This is a genomic window from Delftia sp. Lp-1 (genome assembly GCF_020523835.1).
Taxonomy (GTDB): domain Bacteria; phylum Pseudomonadota; class Gammaproteobacteria; order Burkholderiales; family Burkholderiaceae_C; genus Comamonas; species Comamonas acidovorans.
On record NZ_JAJALJ010000004.1, the window covers coordinates 259508 to 278679 of the forward strand.

Genomic DNA, 19172 nt, shown 5'->3' on the forward strand with positions numbered 1-19172 from the left:
CGTTGCAGTCAGACGGCTGCGGCCCCGGGCCCGCGACAACGGGCCCCGGCCTGCGCCGCATCAGTCGCTGGTGAAGATGCTGCCCTGGCGGTCCATGGTCTCCAGCGCCATGCCGCAGCCGCGCACCACGCAGGTCAGCGGCTCTTCGGCCACCAGCACGGGCAGGCCGGTTTCTTCGGCCAGCAGGCGGTCCAGGTCACGCAGCAGCGCGCCGCCGCCGGTGAGCATCATGCCGCGCTCGGCAATGTCGGCGCCCAGCTCGGGCGGTGTCTGCTCCAGCGCGTTCTTGACGGCGCTGACGATCTGGTTGAGCGGATCGGTCAGGGCTTCCAGCACCTCGTTGGACGAGATGGTGAAGCTGCGCGGCACGCCTTCGGAGAGGTTGCGGCCCTTGACTTCCATCTCCTTGACTTCCGAGCCGGGGAAGGCCGAGCCGATGTTCTTCTTGATGGACTCGGCCGTGGGCTCGCCGATCAGCATGCCGTAGTTGCGGCGGATGTAGCTGATGATGGCTTCGTCGAACTTGTCGCCGCCCACGCGCACGGAGCCCTTGTAGACCATGCCGCCCAGCGAGATCACGCCGACTTCGGTGGTGCCGCCACCGATGTCCACCACCATGGAGCCCGAAGCCTCGGACACCGGCAGTCCGGCGCCGATGCCGGCAGCCATGGGTTCCTCGATCAGGTAGACGGAGGTGGCGCCTGCCGCCTCGGCCGCGTCCTTGATGGCGCGGCGCTCGACCTGGGTGGAGCCGCAGGGCACGCAGATGATGATGCGCGGGCTGGGCGTGAGCACCGAGCGCGGATGCACCATCTTGATGAACTGCTTGATCATCTGCTCCGTGATGACGAAGTCGGCAATCACGCCGTCCTTCATCGGGCGGATGGCCTCGATGTTGCCGGGCACCTTGCCCAGCATGGCCTTGGCCTCGCGGCCCACCGCCTGGATCACCTTCTTGCCGTGCGGCCCGCCTTCGTGGCGGATCGCGACAACGGAGGGTTCGTCCAGAACAATGCCCTTGTCGCGGGCGAAAATCAGGGTGTTGGCTGTGCCAAGATCAATGGCAAGGTCGGTGGAGAAATACCGACGGAAAGCTCCGAACATTACGAGAGTCCTCTCAGGCACGGCATGCTCGTCGGCCTGCCATCGCCGGGATGAAAGTTAGGGAGTCTGGATGGGGTTGGCTTTTCGCACAATGACCGGCTCGGAGAGGGTATTGCGGCAAAGCCGAGATAATACCGTATCCCCTGTGAATAACTTCTACTGCCGGGGCTTGAAATACGGGTTTACATCCCGTTGCCCCCTTCAAAAATCCTATGGCACTGAACGCACAAGACATCGCACGCATCGCGAACCTGGCACGACTTGAGCTCTCCTCCACCGAGAGTGAGCGCATGCTAGGCCAGCTCAATGATTTTTTCGGCATCGTGGAGAAGATGCAGGCTGTGGATACTTCAGGCGTCAGCCCGCTGTCACATCCGGTCGCCGCCATCCAGGACATTGCCCTGCGTCTGCGCGAGGACATTGCCAGCGAGCCCGACCAGCGCGACGCCAACCAGCGCAGCGCACCGGCCGTCGAGCGCGGCCTGTTCCTGGTCCCCAAGGTGATCGAGTAAGCGTCGCGCGCCCTCGTCACTGGCATCCGTCCCCGTTTTCCGCACCCCATACATGACCCAGCAAACCACTGATCTGCACACGCTCGGCGTGTCGGCCCTGTCGGCCCTGCTGCGCGAGCGCAAGCTCGGCGCCGTCGAAGCCGCCCAGCACTTCCTGGCCCGCGCCCAGGCGCACCAGAACCTGGGCGCCTTCGTCAGCATCGACGAAGAGGCCACCCTGGCCCAGGCCCGCGCTGCCGACGCCCTGATTGCCCAGGGCAAGGGCGGCCGCCTGGCTGGCGTGCCCATTGCGCACAAGGACATCTTCGTCACGCGCGACTTCCCGACCACGGCCTCCAGCAAGATGCTGGCCGGCTACCGCTCGCCCTTCGACGCCACCGTGGTGACGCGCCTGGCCGAGGCCGGCGCCGTGACGCTGGGCAAGCTCAACTGCGATGAATTCGCCATGGGCTCGGCCAACGAGAACTCGGCCATCGCGCCCGTGGGCTTCGACGCCCCCGCGCCCGTGCGCAACCCCTGGAACACGGACCGCGTGCCCGGCGGCTCCTCGGGCGGCTCGGCCGTGGCCGTGGCCGCCGGCCTGGCGCCCGCCGTCACCGGCACCGACACGGGCGGCTCCATCCGCCAGCCCGCATCGTTTTGCGGCATCACGGGCATCAAGCCCACCTATGGCCGCGCCAGCCGCTACGGCATGATCGCCTTCGCCTCCAGCCTGGACCAGGCCGGTCCCATGGGCAAGAGCGCCGAGGACTGCGCCCTGCTGCTGTCCGAGATGTGCGGCCCCGACCTGGACCGCGACTCCACCAGCCTGGACGTGCCGGCCGAGGACTTCACGGCCCGCCTGAACGACGGCATCGAAGGCCTGCGCATCGGCATTCCCGCCGAGTTCTTCGGCGAAGGCCTGTCGGCCGACGTGCGCGCCGCCGTGGATGGCGCCCTCAAGGAATACGAGAAGCTGGGCGCCCGCCTGGTGCCCATCTCGCTGCCCCGCACCGAGCTGTCGATTCCCGTGTACTACATCCTGGCCCCGGCCGAGGCATCGTCCAACCTGTCGCGCTTCGACGGCGTGAAGTTCGGCCACCGCGCCAAGGACTACACGGACCTGGTGGACATGTACAAGAAGACCCGCGCCGAAGGCTTCGGCGACGAGGTCAAGCGCCGCATCATGATCGGCGCCTATGTGCTGTCCGAGGGCTACTACGACGCCTACTACCTGCAGGCGCAGAAGATCCGCCGCATGATCGCCGACGACTTCCAGGCCGCCTTCCAGCAGTGCGACGTGATCGCCGGCCCCGCCGCGCCCACCGTGGCCTGGCAGCTGGGCGGAAAGAGCGACCCGCTGGCCAACTACCTGGCCGACATCTTCACGCTGCCCGCATCGCTGGCCGGCCTGCCCGGCATGAGCGTGCCCGCAGGCTTTGGCGAGGCCGGCATGCCCGTGGGCCTGCAGCTGATCGGCAACTACTTCAAGGAAGGCCAGTTGCTCAACGCCGCCCACCGCTTCCAGCAGGCCACCGACTTCCACCTTCAAGCTCCGAAGGGCATCTGATCTCCCATGACCGCGAAACTCATCCATGGCTATGAAGTCGTCATCGGCTTCGAGACCCACGCCCAGCTGGCCACCCAGTCCAAGATCTTCAGCCGCGCCAGCACCGCCTTCGGCGCCGAGCCCAACACCCAGGCCTGCGCCGTGGACATGGCGCTGCCCGGCACGCTGCCGGTGATGAACAAGAAGGCCGTCGAGTGCGCCATCCGGCTCGGCCTGGCGCTGGGCTCGCACATTGCGCCGCGCAGCATCTTCGCGCGCAAGAACTACTTCTACCCCGACCTGCCCAAGGGCTACCAGATCTCGCAGTTCGAGATTCCCGTGGTCCAGGGCGGCGAGGTGGCCTTCTTCCTCGGCGACGAGAAGAAGACCATCCGCCTGGTGCGCGCCCACCTGGAGGAAGACGCCGGCAAGTCGCTGCACGAGGACTTCATCGGCCAGTCGGGCATCGATCTGAACCGCGCCGGCACGCCGCTGCTGGAGATCGTGACCGAGCCCGACATCCGCAGCACGGAAGAAGCCGTGGCCTACGCCAAGACGCTGCACCAGATCGTGACCTGGATCGGCATCTGCGACGGCAACATGCAGGAAGGCAGCTTTCGCTGCGACGCCAACGTCTCCGTGCGCAAGCCCGGCCAGCCGCTGGGCACGCGCCGCGAGATCAAGAACCTCAACAGCTTCAAGAACATGCAGCTGGCCATCGACTACGAGATCCGCTGGCAGATCGAGGAAATCGAGGACGGCCGCCGCATCCAGCAGGCCACCGTGCTGTTCGACCCCGACACGGGCGAGACGCGCTCCATGCGCACCAAGGAAGACGCGGCCGACTACCGCTACTTCCCCGACCCGGACCTGCCGCCGCTGGTGGTCGCGCCCGAATGGGTGGAACAGGTCAGGGCCGACATGCCCGAGCTGCCGCGCGCCATGGCCGCGCGCTTTGTCGAGCAGTACGCCCTGCCCGAGTACGACGCCACCACGCTGACGCAAAGCCAGGCCATGGCCGCCTACTTCGAGGACACGGCCCGGGCCTGCAATGCGCCCAAGCTGGCCAGCAACTGGATCATGGGCGAGATCTCGCGCCGCCTGAACACCGAGGAAATCGGCATGGAGGCCGCCAAGGTCTCCAGCGCCCAGCTGGCAGCGCTGATACAGCGCATCGGCGACGGCACCATCTCCAACAACGCCGCCAAGCAGGTCTTCGAGGCGCTGTGGAGCGGTGAAGGCAGCGATGTCGATGCCATCATCGAGGCCAAGGGCCTCAAGCAGATGAACGACACGGGCGCCATGGAGAAGATCATCGACGAGGTGATCGCCGCCAACCCGGCCAACGTGGAGCAGTACCGCGCAGGCAAGGACAAGGCCTTCAACGCCCTGGTCGGCCAGGTCATGAAGGCCTCCAAGGGCAAGGCCAACCCGGCGCAGGTCAACGAGCTGCTCAAGGCCAAGCTGGCCTGACCGGCCGCAGCGGGCGCCCCACGCGCTCCGGGGGGCGCCTGCCTCAATCCACCGAGGCGCCCGACTGCCGCACGGCCTGGCCCCACTGCGTGATCTCGGAGGCCACAAAGGCATCCATCTCGCGGGGCGTGGTGGGCGCAGCCTCCGAGCCCCGGTCACTGATGAACTTGCGCATCTCGGGGCTGCGCAGGATGGCCACGGCCTCGCGGTTGAGACGGTCGATCACTTCCTGCGGCGTGCCCTTGGGCGCCATCAGGCCCAGCCAGCCCACGGCCTCGAAGCCCCGGAACTCGGGCAGGCCCGATTCGGCAATGGCCGGCACCTCGGGCAGCTGGCTGGAGCGGGCGCTGGAGGTCACACCCAGCGGCACCGCCTTGCCCGCCTGGATATTGGGCAGGGCGGCCGTCACCGAATCCACCATCAGCGGCACCTGGCCGCCCACGAAGTCCGCCTGCGCGGGGCCGCTGCCCTTGTAGGGGATGTGCTCTATCTGTATCTTGGCGCGCGCCTTGACCATCTCGGCGCTCAGGTGCTGGGTGCCGCCGATGCCGGCGCTGGCGTAGTTCCAGCGGCCCGGCTCGGCACGCGCCTTGGCCACCAGATCTTTCATCGATTGGATGCCCGCACCCGGGTGCGCCAGGAACACCAGCGGCACCTTGGCGATCAGCGTGATGCCCACCAGGTCGGTGCGCGGGTCGAAATTCACCTTCTTGTACAGCGTCTGGTTCACGGCCATGGCACTGCCGGCCACGAGCAGCGTGTAGCCGTCGGCCGGGCTGCGCACCACCTGCTCGCTGCCGATGTTGCTGCCGGCCCCGGCCTTGTTCTCCACCACCAGCGGCTGGCCCAGCTTCTGGGCGAGCTTTTCAGCCAGCGCGCGCGCAAAGATGTCCGTGGCCTGCCCGGGCGGGAAGGGCACGACCAGGCGGATGGGCTTGTCGGGATAGGCGGCGCTGGCCGGCATGGCAAAGGCGGCGGCCGCGCAGGCTGCGGCGGCCAGAATGATCTGCTTCATGGTGTCGTTGTCTCCTGCGGGCCAGTTTAGCGGCGGCATGCCCGCTGCACCTGCACGCCGCTGTCCCGCAGCCAACAGCGCACTAGGCCATCTGCCGGAACAATCGGCGCACACCACAGGAGACTCCATGACCGCCAGCACCGACCGCCTGCACATCCCCGGCCTGCCCTGGGCCGACTCCCCTGAAACCGTGGGCCTGGGCAGCGCGCGCCTGGCGCGCCTGTCGGCCCGGCTGCAGCGCGGCGTGGACACCGGCGAGATCCCGGGCGCCGTGGCCCTGGTGGCACGGCGCGGCAAGCTGGCCTACCTGGAGAGCTTCGGCCTGCTGGACCCCGAGGCCGGCACGGCCATGCGGCCCGATGCCATCTTCCGCATCGCCTCCATGAGCAAGCCCATCACCTCGCTGGCCATCATGATGCTGGCCGAGCAGGGGCGGCTGTCCATCATCGAGCCCGTGGAGCAGTACCTGCCCGAGCTGGCCGCGCTGCGCGTGGGCCTGGAGCGCGCGCCGCTGGCGCGGCCCATCACGCTGCAGGACCTGCTGCGCCACACCTCCGGCATTCCCTATGGATTCGCCGGCACCGAGCACCCCGTCAAGAAGATGTACCTGGATGCGGGCCTGTTCAGCGGCAAGTTCACCAATGCGCAGTTCATCACCAAACTCGCGCAGCTGCCGCTGGTGGCCCAGCCCGGCGAGACCTGGGAATACGGCATGTCCACCGACGTGCTGGGCCGCGTGGTCGAGGTGGTCAGCGGCCAGACGCTGGCCGCCTTCGTGCGCGAGCACATCACCGGGCCGCTGGGCATGGCCGACACGGGCTTTCATGCACCCGACAGCGAGATCGCACGGGCCGCCCGGCCCCAGCCCGAAGGGCCACAGAAACAGATGCCGCCCATCCCCTCGGTCACGCGCGCCATGATGTTCGAGTCGGGCGGCGGGGGCATGGTCTCGACCATGGCCGACTATGCGCGGCTGTGCCTGTTCTGGTGCAACGGCGGCACGCTGGACGGCGTGCGCCTGGTCTCTCGCAAGACCGTGGAGCTGATGACCACCAACCACCTGCCCGCCAGCGTGCGCATGGGGCCGGACATGGCGTATTTCGGCGCCCAGCTGCCCTCGCCCGAGGTGGGCCAGGGCTTCGGCCTGGGCTTTGCGGTGCGCACGGCGCCCGGCCTCAACCCGCTGCCGGGCAGCGTGGGCGACTTTTCATGGAGCGGCATCTACGGCACCTTCTTCTGGGTGGATCCGAAGGAGGATTTGTTCGCCATCCTCATGATGCAGTCCATGGCCCAGCGCATTCCCTACCGCTGGGTGATGCGCGAGGGCGTGTACCAGTCCGTGGTGGACTGAATCTTCCAGGTTTGCACCAAGGCAGTGCAAAGCCCATGCTGCCAGCAAGAGCGGCGTCCCTTCCTAAAATGACGCGCTTTTGCAGCCCTCCCCCGGGGCCGCGCAGGCAAAGACAAAAAGACAACAAGGCCATGGGCTGGAACAGAAAAGCATGGGGGCCGGTGGTGCCACGCCCCGCGCCTGCGGACATGTGGCGCGTGGCCATGGGCTCCATCGTGGGCATGGGGCTGGCCACGGCCCTGGTCTGGCTGGCGCATGCGGGTACCTGGGATCTTCCCCTGCGCCTGTTCGCACCGCTGGGCGCCACGGCCGTGCTGCTGTTCGCCGTGCCCACCAGCCCGCTGGCCCAGCCCTGGTCCTGCGTGGTGGGCAATACGGTGTCGGCGCTCTGGGCCCTGTTCGTGCTGCAGTGGTGCCCGCCCCAGCTGGCCCCTGCGCTGGCCGTGGGCGGCGCCATAGGCTGCATGCTGCTGACGCGCTCGCTGCACCCGCCAGGTGGCGCCATGGCCCTGCTGACGGTGCTCAACGCCAAGGCCTCGCTGGCCGCCGGCTGGATGCTGCCCTTCCTGCCCGTGGGCGCGCTGACACTGGGGCTGGTCCTGGCGGCCACGGCGCTCCACCGCGCCACGGGCCGGCGCTATCCCCACCATGCCGACACGGCGCCCAAGGCCGCGCCCGCCGATGCAGCCCACCGCCATGCCTCGCGCCTGGGCCTGTCCCATGCCGATCTGGAGGGGCTGCTGCTGCGCTTCGGCCAGGAAAACAACCTGGAAGCCGATGACCTGGCCGAGCTGCTGGCCGCCGCCGAGGAAACCGCCATCGAGCACCGCCTGGGCGGCGTGCGCTGCGCCCAGCTGATGACGCGCGATCCCGTGAGCTGCGCCTTGGACGACGACGTGCACGCCGTGGCGGCACGCTTTCGCGCGCACCCGGCCAAGAGCCTGCCGGTGCTGGACGCCGATGGCGGCCTGGCCGGCACGGTCTCCCGTGCCGAGCTGTACGAGTGGCTGTGGATGAGCCCCGTGCGCCCGGCCGAATCTGCGGCAAAACCTTCTTTGTTGAACTGGTTGGGCCAGCGCCTGCCCGGCAAGACCCGGGCCGCGCCCCGCCTGTCGGAGCTGCCCCAGCTGGTTCATGCGCCTGAACTCAGCGTGGACGAAGACACGCCCGTGGGCCAGTTGCTGGACGCCCTGGCCCGGCACAGCGTGCCCTGCATTCCCGTGATGCGCGAAGGCCGGCTGACCGGCCTGATCACGCGCACGGATCTGATGCGGCTGCTGCTGCAGCCGGGCAGATAGGGCGACCCGGCAATGCGCCAGTTTCAGGAAGTGCGCCCAAGCGCAGCATCCTGAAACCTGGCCATCAGAACAGCACGCGGCAGCGGATGGTGCCGGGAACCTGGGTCAGTTTCTCGACCGCCAGACCCGAGGACTGGGCCGCCAGGTCGATCACCACATAGCCCACCTTCTCGTCGGTGCGCAGGTACTGGCCGGCGATGTTGATGCCGTTCTCGGCAAACACCTGGTTGATGGCCGACAGCACGCCGGGCTGGTTGTGGTGCACGTGCAGGATGCGGTTCTGGCCGGGGTGGGCGGGCAGGGCCACTTCGGGGAAGTTCACCGCCGAGGTGGTGGTGCCGTTGTCGCTGTACTTGACCAGCTTCTCGGCCACTTCCAGGCCGATGTTGGCCTGGGCTTCCATGGTGGAGCCGCCCACGTGCGGGGTCAGGATGACGTTGTCCAGGCCGCGCAGGGGCGAGACGAATTCATCCTTGTTGCTGCGCGGCTCGGTGGGGAACACGTCGATGGCGGCGCCCAGCAGCTTGCCGGCCTTCAGGGCCTCGGCCAGCGGCTCGATTTCCACCACGGTGCCGCGCGAGGCATTGATCAGGATGGCGCCGGGCTTCATGGCCGCGATTTCCTTGGCGCCGATCATCCACTGGGTGGAGGGCAGCTCGGGCACGTGCAGGGTGACGATGTCGCTGCTGGCCAGCAGATCGGCCAGCGATGCGGCCTGGCGCGCATTGCCCAGCGGCAGCTTGGTGGACACGTCATGGAAGAGCACCTGCATGCCCACCGACTCGGCCATCACCGACAGCTGGGTGCCGATGGAGCCGTAGCCCACGATGCCCAGCGTCTTGCCGCGGATTTCGTAGGAGTTTTCGGCGCTCTTGAGCCAGCCGCCGCGGTGGGCGGAGGCGTTCTTGGCGGGCACGCCGCGCAGCAGCAAGATGGCTTCGGCCAGCACCAGCTCGGCCACCGAGCGCGTGTTGGAGTAAGGCGCGTTGAAGACCACCACGCCACGCTCGCGCGCCGCGTCCAGGTCCACCTGGTTGGTGCCGATGCAAAAGCAGCCCACGGCCACGAGCTTTTGCGCGGCGGCGAACACGTCGGCCGTCAGCTGCGTGCGCGAACGGATGCCGACGAAGTGCACGTCGGCGATCTTGCGCTTGAGCTCCTCGCCTTCCAGCGCGCCCGTCACGGTCTCCACATTGGTGTAGCCCGCGTTGCGCAGCACTTCGAGTGCGGAAGGATGGATGCCTTCGAGCAGCAGGAACTTGATCTTCGATTTATCCAGCGACGTTTTGGTCATGGGCGAGCCCTCTCTAGTCAGTCAGAAATCAGAGCGAGCATTACAGCGGATTCGGGAAGCCGCTACAGCCGGTAGGCCCAAAGCCTGCGCGCCCGCAAGCGGGAGAACCATGCGCCCTGCGGCCATGAACATCCCGCCATCCGGCAGACACCCATTGCAGGACAGCGCATGCCACGGGAGCACATGCACACTTCGAGATTGGCGCGAAATGTAAAACATTGAGAACCGGTGCGCCCGTGCGCGGCAGCCTTCCTAGAATTCGCGCGTCTGTGTCCGGCGCTTTCAAATCAATAGCAACAGAACAGGCCTACAGGCGGGCCGGACGCGCCCTTGTTTTACGAACCAACCGAGGATTCCGATGATTACAAACATGCTGCGCAGGATCGAGGACCTGCTGGTGCAGGTGGTGCGCGTGGTGCTGCTGGTGTTCTCCCTGCTCGTGCTGGTGGGCATGGCACTGTGGACCTGGGAGAGCTTCAGGCCCGGCAAGGCCGAGGCACCCCAGGCCGTGGCCCAGGAATTGAACTGGAAGGACGCCAGGCCCGACCTGCAGTTCGTCGTGGACGAAACCAGCCGAGACCTGGGCGCGGGCGGCGGCGAACCCGCCATGGAAAAGCGCCTGGCCGATCCGGCGCTGCGCCCCGCCTTCCAGAAGGCCGACGCCCTGGTGCGCGCCTTCGTGAACAAGGATCCCGCGCGGCGCGAGCGCACCGAGCGGGACAACCAGGCCCGGGGCCTGGCACCGCTGCACCCGCTGCTGCAAGGCGACGCCCTGCCATCCGAGGCCGATGTGCAGCGCCGCATCCAGGAACGCGGGCAGCGCGAAGGCGATGCCGGGGCCGTGGATGCGGCAGCCGATGCAGCGGCTGCCGATGCAGCGGCTGCCGCTGCAGCCTCCACCGACGAGGAAGACGGCTGGATGGTCGAGCCCGTGGATACCGCCGCCGCCATCCATGAGCGTGCCCAGGCCGCCGAGCTGGAACACGGCAAGGGCGCCTATGCGGCCTACGTGCAGGGTCTGCCCGCCGCGCTGGAGCAGGTCTTCGGCAATGCCGCGCTGGAGCCGCGGCTGCAGGCGCAGACGGCCCAGCAGATCCTGTCCACGGTGCTGCTGAACTACACGCTGTCCCTGGACAATGCGGCGCGCGCGCTGCGCGGCGAGGACAGCCACGGCAGCAGCTCCTGGAAGGAGCGCTTCGGCGCCGTGGAGACGGCCTTCTGGAGCATGCTGATGTCATTCCTCGTGCTGGTGGTGATGGTGCTGGTCTTCATCCGCATGGAGCGCCACCTGCGCGTGATCAGCCAGCAGCATGGCCAGGCACCGCGCCAGCCCTGAGGCCTTGCGCTATCGTTGCCGCTTTCCTTTCTGCTTGCCGCCCATCCGCATGACACGCAACACCACCACCCCCATCCATCCCCAGTTCCTGGGCCGCATGTCGCCGCGCGCCTTCAAGCCGGAGGCACTGAGCCAGGCCCAGATCGAGCAACTGGCCGACGCCGCGCGCTGGGCCCCTTCGGCCAGCAACAAGCAGCCCTGGCACTTTGCCTATGCGCTGCGCGGCGATGCGAACTGGCAGGCCTTCAGCACCATCCCCAACGAGTTCAACCGCCGCTGGTGCCTGGAGGCGGGCGCGCTGATCGTGCTGATGTCCGACCGCCAGGCCTCGCCCGGCAAGCACAGCTTCGACGCGGGCTGCGCCTGGGGCTACCTGGCGCTGGAAGCCCACGCCATGGGCCTGGCCACGCACGCCATGGGCGGCTTCTCGGCCGACGCCGCACGCGAGGTGCTGCGCCTGCCCGAGCACCTGGAGCCCGAGGTGGTGATCGCCGTGGGCTGGCGTGGCGATGCGGCCACCCTGCCCGACGATCTGCGCGAGCGCGAGGTGCCCTCGCCCCGCAAGCCGCTGGCCGAAGTGCTGAGCGCCGGCCCCGTGGCCACGGGCGGCTGACGGCGGGTTCCAAGTCCTACGCCGCTTTGCGGGGATGCCCCGGATGGCCTGCCCAGGCCCCGGGGCTACACTGGCCCACAGGCCTGCAGCGCAGCAGGCGTCCATGACCCCAAGGAGTTGCCATGACCCCATCCACCAGCCCCAATCTCGACAAGCTGCGCAACATCGTCCAGAAGTTCGGCGCAAGCTCCTTCACCACGGACCAGGTGGCCAGCGAATACGACGACGCCCCGGCCACGGCGGAAAGCACCGAGCAATTCGACGCCCTGCTGCAGCGCCACGCGGCCGTGCTGGGCATCCATGCCGTGCCCGGAAGCGGCGGCCAGGGCCACGGCGCCACCGTCTGGCAGCCGGCCTGAGCGCGCAGGCGGCGCAAAGCACGGCGCCGCTACACTCGCTGCGGCCGGCACGGTGCCGGCGCGCAGTTTTCTTTTGATGTCCTCACTCTCTCCCCATACCTGGCTGCAGCTGTCCGTGGCAGCCAGTGCCTTGCTGGTGCTCGCCTCCATCGGCTGGGTCTGGCACGGCACGCGCGCCCTGCCCGCAGATTCGCGCGATGGCCGCAGCGCCCGGCGCATGGCGGCCTTGTTCGCCCTGGGGGCGCTGGCCTGGCTGGCCTACGGCCTGTACACGGGCTATGCCGCGCTGTGGAAGGCCGACGCGCTGATGCTGTTTGCCCAGCAAGGCGCGCTGCTGCGCCTGCCGTTTCTGATCGGCGGACTGGCCTGGGTGGCCGCGCTGCTGGTCACGCGCGTGCTGCGCATGCTGGGCCGGGCCGGATCGGCATGAGCCGGCGCAGACCCCCATGGTGCTGAGTGCTCAGGGCGCCGCCACCTCCTTGGGCAGCACATAGGCGCGCACGCTGTCCCCGGCCTTGGTTCCGGTCGAACCATGCCCACCCGCCACCACCACCAGGTACTGGCGCTGGTCCGTGCCCAGGTAGGTCATGGGCGTGGCCTGGCCGCCTGCGGGCAGGCGGTCCTGCCAGAGCTGGCGGCCGCTGTCCACGTCATAGGCGCGCACATAGTTGTCCAATGCCCCTGAGTAGAAGGCCACGCCGCCAGCGGTCATCACCGGGCCGCCAATGCCGGGCACGCCCATGCGAAAGCCCAGCGGCAGCGGGCTCAGGTCACGCGGCGTGCCGTTGCGGCGCTGCCAGACGATCTGGCCCGTGCGCAGGTCGGCACCCGCCACAAAGCCCCAGGGCGGCGCCTGGCAGGGAATGCCCAGCGGCGAGACAAAGGGCTTGAGCCGTACCGCAAACGGTGCGCCGAAGTTTTCGTTGAGCGCGGGCAGGCCGTCCTTGGGCGGGCCGCCATCCTGCACTAGCAGCGAGGTATCGTCCGCACGCGGCACCAGGGTGGAGACGAAGGCCAGCCGCGTGGGCGTGGCAAACACCACCTGCCGGCGCGGGTCCACGGCCACGCCGCCCCAGTTGAAGACGCCGAAGTTGCCCGGATAGATCAGCGAGCCCTGCTCCGAGGGCGGCGTGAAGCGCCCCTCGTAGCGCAGGCGGCGAAAGGCCAGCCGGCACCACAGTTGCTCGAAGGGGCTGGCGCCCCACATGTCGCGCTCGGTCAGGGCCGGGGGGTTGAAGCTCAGCTGCGAATGCGGCTGCGTGGGCGCCGTGCGGTCGCCGCGCGCCGCGCCCTGCGGCGCAGCCACCTCGGTGACGGGCAGCAGCGGCTGGCCCGTGCGCCGGTCCAGCACGAACAGCTCGCCCTGCTTGGTGGGCTGCACCAGGGCGGGCACGCTGTGGCCGCCGATCTCCAGGTCGATCAGGCTGGGCTGCGAGGGCACGTCGTAGTCCCAGAGATCGTGGTGCACGGTCTGGAACACCCAGCGCACGGCGCCCGTGGCAATGTCCAGCGCCACCACCGAGGACGAATACTGCTCGGCCTCGGCGCTGCGCCGCCCGCCCCATTGGTCGGGCGGCGCATTGCCCATGGGCACAAAGACGAGGCCCAGCGTCTCGTCCACGCTGGAGATGGACCAGCTGTTGGGCGAGCTGGGCACATAGGTCTGCCCCGGGGGCAGCGGCGTGCTGTTGCCTGGCCGCCCCGGGTCCCAGGCCCACAGCAGCGCACCCGAGCGGATGTCGAACGCACGGATCACGCCCGAAGGCTCGCGCGTGGAATGGTTGTCCAGCACCGTGCCGCCCACGATGATGCGGTCGCGCGCCACCACCACCGGCGAGGTCGAGTAGTACGAGCCCGGCTTGCGCTCGGGCATGCCCTGCCAGAGGTCGATCTGGCCCTGGCCGCCCGCCACATTGCTGCAGGTCTGGCCATCTGCGGGATTGAGCGCGACCACCTTGCCGTCGGCCGTGGCCATGAACAGCTTGGCGGTGCAGCGGCCGTCATCGCCAGGGGCTGCAGAAGCCGAAGCCGTGGATGCGGCGGTGGGTGCAGGCATGGCCTGCGCGCCGGACTTCCTTGCAGCCGGCGCCACCGCCGAATGCGTCTGCCCTGCCGCCGCATCGAACTGCGCGGCCGCCTGCGCCGACTGGTAGGACAGGCCCCGGCAGGTCAGATGCTGCAGCGCCAGCCCCTTGGGCATGGGCAGGTCGCGCCGCCACAGCTGCTTGCCCGTGGTGGCATCGAGTGCAATCACCGACTGGTGGGGCGTGCACAGGAACAGGCGCTCGCCGATCTTCAGCGGCGTGACCTCGAACGTGGTTTCTTCGGGATCGCCGGGTTTGCCACGCACATCGCCCGTGCGGAACTCCCAGGCCAATTGCAGCAGCCGCACGTTGTGCGGGCCGATCTGGCGCAGCGGCGAATAGCGCTGGCCCGCTCCGGTGCGGCCGTAGGCGTGCCATTCGCCATCGGGCACGGCATCGGTGGCATCGCCCTGCAGCACCGGCGGGCTGCGCAGGCCACCGGCATCGGAGGCCACCATGGACATGTTCTGCACGGCCGTGACCTGGCCATCGGCCGGAAGGTCCGACGCGGCGGCGGCCGCGCCCGCAAACTGGCCCTGGGTTTCATGGGCATCGCGCTGGCGCCCGAATGACAGGCCCGCAAGAATGGCTGTGCCCAGCACCACCAGCGCCAGCGCCGCATGGGCCGGTGCCAGGCCCCGGTTCTGGCCCATGTCGGGCTCATGGCGCAGCGCACGCACCGACCAGGGCAGCACCAGCAGCAGGCCCATCAGCCAGGGCACCCCCAGGCGCCCCGCCAGCGGCCACCAGTCCAGCCCTATCTCCCAGACCGCCCACAGCGCGGTGCCCAGCAGCCACAGCGCAAACAGCCACAGCGCCGCAGCCGAACGGCGCGCCACGCCCAGGCCCACGGCCAACAGCAGCACACCTGCCACCACGTAGTAGCCGCTGCCCCCGGCCCACAGCAGCTGGGCGCCTCCCCAGGCCAGCCAGGCACCGGCGGCCCACAGCCACAGCACCGTCAACCATCGCCATGCCGTCATGCATGCTCCCTTCTCGCGGCGGCCCGGCACCAGTGGCTGCAGCGCACACCAGCAGCCAGGCCCTGAGGGCCCGGGAAAATCCGTGGCCGGGAATGTAGTGACAGCCTAGACCGCCGCAATGGCAGCGCTTGCAGGACGAATCCGATTCACGCGCACCGGGCGTGCGGCAGGCCGTTCGCGCCAGACGGGAAAGACAGGGGGCAAGGGCCGTTCAGCGGCCCGTGGGAGCCGCAGCGGCGGCGGCCGCGCTCCACAGCGCACGCAGCGGCACGAGCTCGGCATCGAAGCGCTGGTTGATGCGGCTTTTTTCCTGCTCCTGCTGCTGGATGAAGCGCTGCTGCTCTTCTTGGCTGCTGCGGTTTTCATCGAGCTGGCGGCGCAGGGAGGCGGGGGCCTTGGACGGGTCCTTGCGGTAGAACTCCATCTCGCCATCGATCTTGACGCGCTGGGCCTGCAGCTCCTGTATGCGCTGGCGCGCCAGGTTGGCGACCTGGTCGGTCTGCGACAGGGCCTCGGCGCGTTCGGCGTCGTGCGCGGCCTGGTTGGGATAGCGCGCAATCAGGGCGCGCTCGCGCGAGCGCTCCTCGCGCACACGGCGCTGTTCGGCCTGCTCGCGGCGGCGCTGGGCATCGAGTTCGGCGCGCTCGTTGTCAGTCAGCGTGGGGCCGACGCGGCGCAGCTCCACACCGGAGCTGCCCAGCACACGCTGGTCGCGGTCCACGCATTCGGCAATCGGGCGGTCTGCCGTCAGGCGCCGACCCTTGGCGTCGGTGCATGCATAGATGCCGGCCGGCACGCCGGCATCCAAGGCGCAGGCAGGGCCAGCCGCGGCACCAGCCAGGGCGCACCACAGGAACCGTGCATGCAACGCCTTGTTCATCAAACCCTTATTCCTTGTCGTTGACTCCGTAACGCTGGCGGTAGGCCAGCACGCGCTCATGGTGGCCGCTGCCTTCGCTGCCACCTTGAATCTCAAGATAAAGCAATAAGTCTGCCAACTTTGCAATGGTGCAGACCTGCATACCCAGCTGGTTGCGCACGTACTGCACGGCGCTGTGGGGCACGTCCTGGCCATTCTCGGTGGCCATTTCCTGGCGGTCCAGCGCGATCGCCACGGCATGCGGCGTGGCGCCTGCGGCGCGGATGATGGCGATGGACTCGCGCGCGGCCGTGCCAGCGCTCATCACGTCGTCCACGATCAGCACGCGGCCCTTGAGGGGCGCGCCCACCAGGGTGCCGCCCTCGCCGTGGTCCTTGGCTTCCTTGCGGTTGTACGCAAAGGGCTTGTTCAGGCCCATGCGGGCCAGCTCCACGGCCACGGTGGCGGCCAGCGGGATGCCCTTGTAGGCGGGGCCGAAGATCATGTCGAACTCGATGCCGCTGGCTGCGATGGCTTTTGCATAGAATTCGGCGAGACGGCCCATCTTGCCGCCGTCATCGAACAGGCCGGCATTGAAGAAGTACGGGCTCATGCGCCCGGCCTTGGTCTTGAACTCGCCGAAACGCAGCACCCCTGCATCAACGGCGAATTGCACAAATTCCTGCGCCAGACGGCCTGTGTCATCGGCCTGCAGATTACTCACCACCATGGATTCATCCTTGTTCAAATTGACCAGCCTCAACCTCAACGGCATCCGCTCGGCCTCGACCAAGGGCGTCGAAGCCTGGATCGAGGCCACTGCGCCGGATTGTATTTGCGTGCAGGAAATCAAGGCCCAGGCCGCCGACATGACCGGACGCTTCGAGCTGCTGGCCGGCCTGCGCGGCCACTTCCACTACGCCGAGAAGAAAGGCTACTCGGGCGTGGGCGTCTACAGCCGCCACGAGCCCAGCGATGTCGTGGTCGGCTTCGGCTCGCACGAGTTCGACGCCGAGGGCCGCTACGTGGAGGCGCGCTTCGACACGCCTGCGCGCAAGCTGTCCATCATCAGCGCCTACTTTCCCAGCGGCAGCTCGGGCGAACTGCGCCAGACGGCCAAGTTCCGCTTCCTGGCCGAAATGCACGATCACCTGATGCGCATGAAGGGCGAGCGCGAGTTCATCCTGTGCGGCGACATCAACATCGCCCACCAGCAGATCGACCTCAAGAACTGGCGCAGCAACCAGAAAAACAGCGGTTTCACGCCCGAAGAGCGCGAGTGGATGACAAAGTTGTTACACAAAACTGATCCCACGGGCGGTCTTGTGGACGTTTATCGCCTGCTCCAGCCCGACACCACGGACACCTGCTACACATGGTGGAGCAACCGCGGCCAAGCCTATGCCAACAACGTGGGATGGCGCCTGGACTACCACCTGGCCACCCCGGCCACCGCCGCACTGGCTCGCACCGAGCACATCTACAAGGATGTGAAGTTCTCGGACCATGCGCCGGTCACCATCGGCTATGACATGAAGGTGTGAGCGCAAGGAGCGGCTCGCGCCGCCCCTTGTACCTTGTGCTCCACGCAGCACCTCACTCCAGCGCCTTGCCCATGTCCTCCACCACCTTCTTGGCGTCGCCGAAGACCATCATGGTCTTGTCCATGTAGAACAGCTCGTTGTCCAGGCCCGCATAGCCGGCCGCCATGGAGCGCTTGTTGACGATCACCGTCTTGGCCTTGTAGGCCTCCAGGATGGGCATGCCGTAGATGGGGCTGCCCTTGACGTGTGCGGCGGGGTTCACCACGTCGTTGGCGCCCAGGATGATGGCCACGTCGGCCTGGCCGAACTCGCTGTTGATGTCCTCCATCTCGAAGACCTGGTCGTAGGGCACCTCGGCCTCGGCCAGCAGCACGTTCATGTGGCCGGGCATGCGGCCGGCCACCGGGTGGATGGCGTACTTCACCGTCACGCCGCGCTCGGTGAGCTTGTCGGCCAGCTCCTTGACCGCGTGCTGGGCACGCGCCACGGCCAGGCCGTAGCCGGGCACGATGACCACGGTTTCGGCATTGCCCAGGACGAAGGCCGCATCGTCGGCGCTGCCGCTTTTCACGTTGCGCTGCTGCTGGGAGCCTGCCGCCGCGCTGGTGGCCTCGCCGCCGAAGCCGCCCAGGATCACGCTGAAGAACGAGCGGTTCATGGCCTTGCACATGATGTAGCTCAGGATGGCGCCCGAGCTGCCCACCAGCGAACCCGCAATGATCAGCATGCTGTTGTTCAGCGAGAAGCCGATGCCCGCCGCCGCCCAGCCCGAGTAGCTGTTGAGCATGGACACGACCACCGGCATGTCCGCGCCGCCGATCGGAATGATCAGCAGCACGCCCAGCAGCAGGCCCAGGGCGATGACCAGCACGATGTCCATCCAGCTTTGGCTGTGCCAGAAGCCGAAGACGAAGAAGGCCGCTGCCAGCCCCAGCACGGCGTTGAGCGCATGCTGGCCCTTGAACTGCACGGGCGCGCCCTGGAACAGGCGGAACTTGTACTTGCCGCTGAGCTTGCCGAAGGCGATCACCGAGCCCGTGAAGGTCACGGCGCCGATGAAGGCGCCCAGCGCCAGCTCCACGCGGTTGCCGCCCGGAATGGCGCCGCCCTTGGCCGTGATGGCAAAGGCCCAGGGCTCGGCCACGGCGGCCACGGCGATGAACACCGCCGCCAGGCCGATCATGCTGTGCATGAAGGCCACCAGCTCGGGCATCTTGGTCATCTCCACGCGCTGGGCCATGACCGCACCGGCCGTGCCGCCGACCAGCAGGCCCAGCAGCACCCAGCCCAGCCCCAATGCATTGCCGCCCGCCAGCTGCACGATGAGCGCCGCCGTGGTCAGCACGGCGATCACCATGCCGGCCATGCCGAACAGGTTGCCGCGTATGGAGGTGGTGGGATGCGACAGCCCCTTGAGCGCCTGGATGAAGCAGACGCTGGCCACCAGGTAGAGCAATGTGACGAGGTTCATGCTCATGACTGGCCCTCCGCCTTGGCGTCCTTGCCGTCCTTGGCCGGAGCGCTCTTGCGCTCTTTCTTGCGGAACATCTCCAGCATGCGCCGCGTGACCAGGAAGCCGCCGAACACGTTGACCGCGGCCAGCGCCACGGCCAGCACGCCCATGGTCTTGCCCAGGCCCGTTTCCGTGAGCGCCGCCGCCAGCATGGCGCCGACGATGACGATGGCCGAGATGGCATTGGTCACCGCCATCAGCGGCGTGTGCAGCGCGGGCGTGACGGTCCAGACCACGTGGTAGCCCACGTAGATGGCCAGCACGAAGATGATGAGATGGATGATGGTGGGGGATACGGCTTCCATG

General features: G+C 68.1%; 18 protein-coding genes. 10 read left to right on the forward strand and 8 right to left on the reverse strand.

Going from position 1 to position 19172, the window contains the following annotated elements; all coding sequences use genetic code 11:
* Positions 1-60: 60 nt before the first annotated feature.
* Positions 61-1104: a rod shape-determining protein gene (locus tag LGR64_RS26385; protein WP_012202293.1), complete on the reverse strand. Its 1044-nt coding sequence runs from the start codon at positions 1102-1104 to the stop codon at positions 61-63.
* Positions 1105-1316: 212 nt separating this feature from the next.
* On the opposite strand from LGR64_RS26385, the gene gatC reads away from it, so the two are divergent.
* From gatC to gatB, 3 genes are read left to right on the forward strand one after another with little or no spacing between them, the layout of a single operon-like run.
* A complete protein-coding gene (gene gatC / locus LGR64_RS26390) occupies positions 1317-1616 on the forward strand; it encodes an Asp-tRNA(Asn)/Glu-tRNA(Gln) amidotransferase subunit GatC (protein ID WP_012202292.1) in 300 nt (99 codons plus the stop codon).
* Between the two features lie 52 nt (positions 1617-1668).
* Entirely contained in the window at positions 1669-3165 is a 1497-nt protein-coding gene (gatA, locus tag LGR64_RS26395) for an Asp-tRNA(Asn)/Glu-tRNA(Gln) amidotransferase subunit GatA (protein WP_013800221.1), read from the forward strand.
* A 6-nt stretch (positions 3166-3171) separates the two neighbouring features.
* Positions 3172-4617, forward strand: coding sequence for an Asp-tRNA(Asn)/Glu-tRNA(Gln) amidotransferase subunit GatB (gene gatB, locus LGR64_RS26400; protein ID WP_230357327.1), 1446 nt, complete (start codon positions 3172-3174; stop codon positions 4615-4617).
* A 43-nt stretch (positions 4618-4660) separates the two neighbouring features.
* Here the strand turns inward: gatB and LGR64_RS26405 are convergent, their stop codons facing one another.
* On the reverse strand, positions 4661-5632 hold the full coding sequence (locus LGR64_RS26405; protein ID WP_065347697.1) for a tripartite tricarboxylate transporter substrate binding protein: 972 nt from the start codon (positions 5630-5632) through the stop codon (positions 4661-4663).
* Between the two features lie 127 nt (positions 5633-5759).
* Here LGR64_RS26405 and LGR64_RS26410 point away from each other — a divergent pair, with 127 nt between their 5' ends.
* Both LGR64_RS26410 and LGR64_RS26415 read left to right on the forward strand, forming a co-directional pair.
* Positions 5760-6983, forward strand: coding sequence for a serine hydrolase domain-containing protein (locus tag LGR64_RS26410; RefSeq protein WP_230357329.1), 1224 nt, complete (start codon positions 5760-5762; stop codon positions 6981-6983).
* A 131-nt stretch (positions 6984-7114) separates the two neighbouring features.
* Positions 7115-8281 (forward strand): HPP family protein, encoded by a 1167-nt coding sequence (locus LGR64_RS26415; RefSeq protein WP_230357330.1) that lies wholly within the window; start codon positions 7115-7117, stop codon positions 8279-8281.
* Positions 8282-8345: 64 nt separating this feature from the next.
* Here the strand turns inward: LGR64_RS26415 and serA are convergent, their stop codons facing one another.
* A complete protein-coding gene (gene serA / locus LGR64_RS26420) occupies positions 8346-9575 on the reverse strand; it encodes a phosphoglycerate dehydrogenase (RefSeq protein WP_016453593.1) in 1230 nt (409 codons plus the stop codon).
* 358 nt (positions 9576-9933) lie between these two features.
* Between serA and LGR64_RS26425 the strand changes: the two genes are divergently transcribed.
* The 4 genes from LGR64_RS26425 (at position 9934) to LGR64_RS26440 (ending at position 12313) form a co-directional block, all read left to right on the forward strand.
* A complete protein-coding gene (locus LGR64_RS26425) occupies positions 9934-10911 on the forward strand; it encodes a hypothetical protein (protein ID WP_230357332.1) in 978 nt (325 codons plus the stop codon).
* Positions 10912-10960: 49 nt separating this feature from the next.
* Complete coding sequence (locus tag LGR64_RS26430; protein ID WP_034397858.1) at positions 10961-11524, forward strand: nitroreductase family protein; 564 nt, start codon at positions 10961-10963, stop codon at positions 11522-11524.
* A gap of 122 nt (positions 11525-11646) precedes the next feature.
* Positions 11647-11883 (forward strand): hypothetical protein, encoded by a 237-nt coding sequence (locus tag LGR64_RS26435; RefSeq protein WP_013800215.1) that lies wholly within the window; start codon positions 11647-11649, stop codon positions 11881-11883.
* Positions 11884-11959: 76 nt separating this feature from the next.
* Positions 11960-12313, forward strand: coding sequence for a hypothetical protein (locus LGR64_RS26440; RefSeq protein ID WP_063327711.1), 354 nt, complete (start codon positions 11960-11962; stop codon positions 12311-12313).
* 30 nt (positions 12314-12343) lie between these two features.
* Here LGR64_RS26440 and LGR64_RS26445 read toward each other — a convergent pair whose 3' ends face one another.
* The 3 genes from LGR64_RS26445 to pyrE form a co-directional block, all read right to left on the reverse strand.
* Positions 12344-14950 carry a membrane-bound PQQ-dependent dehydrogenase, glucose/quinate/shikimate family gene (locus tag LGR64_RS26445; RefSeq protein WP_141832762.1) on the reverse strand — a complete coding sequence of 869 codons (2607 nt, stop codon included), beginning with the start codon at positions 14948-14950 and terminating at the stop codon, positions 12344-12346.
* 211 nt (positions 14951-15161) lie between these two features.
* Entirely contained in the window at positions 15162-15830 is a 669-nt protein-coding gene (locus LGR64_RS26450; RefSeq protein ID WP_013800212.1) for a hypothetical protein, read from the reverse strand.
* 7 nt (positions 15831-15837) lie between these two features.
* A complete protein-coding gene (gene pyrE / locus LGR64_RS26455) occupies positions 15838-16539 on the reverse strand; it encodes an orotate phosphoribosyltransferase (protein ID WP_013800211.1) in 702 nt (233 codons plus the stop codon).
* Positions 16540-16549: 10 nt separating this feature from the next.
* On the opposite strand from pyrE, the gene LGR64_RS26460 reads away from it, so the two are divergent.
* Positions 16550-17353: an exodeoxyribonuclease III gene (locus LGR64_RS26460; RefSeq protein ID WP_034399090.1), complete on the forward strand. Its 804-nt coding sequence runs from the start codon at positions 16550-16552 to the stop codon at positions 17351-17353.
* Positions 17354-17405: 52 nt separating this feature from the next.
* Here the strand turns inward: LGR64_RS26460 and LGR64_RS26465 are convergent, their stop codons facing one another.
* Both LGR64_RS26465 and LGR64_RS26470 read right to left on the reverse strand, forming a co-directional pair.
* Complete coding sequence (locus tag LGR64_RS26465; RefSeq protein ID WP_012202277.1) at positions 17406-18830, reverse strand: NAD(P)(+) transhydrogenase (Re/Si-specific) subunit beta; 1425 nt, start codon at positions 18828-18830, stop codon at positions 17406-17408.
* The gene (locus LGR64_RS26470; RefSeq protein ID WP_012202276.1) at positions 18827-19171 is read right to left on the reverse strand and encodes an NAD(P) transhydrogenase subunit alpha; all 345 of its coding nucleotides are present in this window, start codon (positions 19169-19171) and stop codon (positions 18827-18829) included. Before LGR64_RS26470 ends, LGR64_RS26465 begins: the two co-directional genes overlap by 4 nt.
* Position 19172: the final 1 nt, after the last annotated feature.

Excerpts from the sequence above, each read along its gene's own strand:
- LGR64_RS26435 (WP_013800215.1), top strand. The coding sequence starts at position 11,647 with ATGACCCCATCCACCAGCCCCAATCTCGACAAGCTGCGCAACATCGTC.
- gatC (WP_012202292.1), top strand. The coding sequence starts at position 1,317 with ATGGCACTGAACGCACAAGACATCGCACGCATCGCGAACCTGGCACGA.
- LGR64_RS26440 (WP_063327711.1), top strand. The coding sequence starts at position 11,960 with ATGTCCTCACTCTCTCCCCATACCTGGCTGCAGCTGTCCGTGGCAGCC.
- LGR64_RS26415 (WP_230357330.1), top strand. The coding sequence starts at position 7,115 with ATGGGCTGGAACAGAAAAGCATGGGGGCCGGTGGTGCCACGCCCCGCG.
- gatA (WP_013800221.1), top strand. The coding sequence starts at position 1,669 with ATGACCCAGCAAACCACTGATCTGCACACGCTCGGCGTGTCGGCCCTG.
- gatB (WP_230357327.1), top strand. The coding sequence starts at position 3,172 with ATGACCGCGAAACTCATCCATGGCTATGAAGTCGTCATCGGCTTCGAG.
- LGR64_RS26445 (WP_141832762.1), bottom strand. The coding sequence starts at position 14,950 with ATGACGGCATGGCGATGGTTGACGGTGCTGTGGCTGTGGGCCGCCGGT.
- LGR64_RS26410 (WP_230357329.1), top strand. The coding sequence starts at position 5,760 with ATGACCGCCAGCACCGACCGCCTGCACATCCCCGGCCTGCCCTGGGCC.
- LGR64_RS26405 (WP_065347697.1), bottom strand. The coding sequence starts at position 5,632 with ATGAAGCAGATCATTCTGGCCGCCGCAGCCTGCGCGGCCGCCGCCTTT.
- LGR64_RS26465 (WP_012202277.1), bottom strand. The coding sequence starts at position 18,830 with ATGAGCATGAACCTCGTCACATTGCTCTACCTGGTGGCCAGCGTCTGC.
- LGR64_RS26470 (WP_012202276.1), bottom strand. The coding sequence starts at position 19,171 with ATGGAAGCCGTATCCCCCACCATCATCCATCTCATCATCTTCGTGCTG.
- pyrE (WP_013800211.1), bottom strand. The coding sequence starts at position 16,539 with ATGGTGGTGAGTAATCTGCAGGCCGATGACACAGGCCGTCTGGCGCAG.
- LGR64_RS26385 (WP_012202293.1), bottom strand. The coding sequence starts at position 1,104 with ATGTTCGGAGCTTTCCGTCGGTATTTCTCCACCGACCTTGCCATTGAT.
- LGR64_RS26425 (WP_230357332.1), top strand. The coding sequence starts at position 9,934 with ATGATTACAAACATGCTGCGCAGGATCGAGGACCTGCTGGTGCAGGTG.
- LGR64_RS26450 (WP_013800212.1), bottom strand. The coding sequence starts at position 15,830 with ATGAACAAGGCGTTGCATGCACGGTTCCTGTGGTGCGCCCTGGCTGGT.
- LGR64_RS26430 (WP_034397858.1), top strand. The coding sequence starts at position 10,961 with ATGACACGCAACACCACCACCCCCATCCATCCCCAGTTCCTGGGCCGC.
- serA (WP_016453593.1), bottom strand. The coding sequence starts at position 9,575 with ATGACCAAAACGTCGCTGGATAAATCGAAGATCAAGTTCCTGCTGCTC.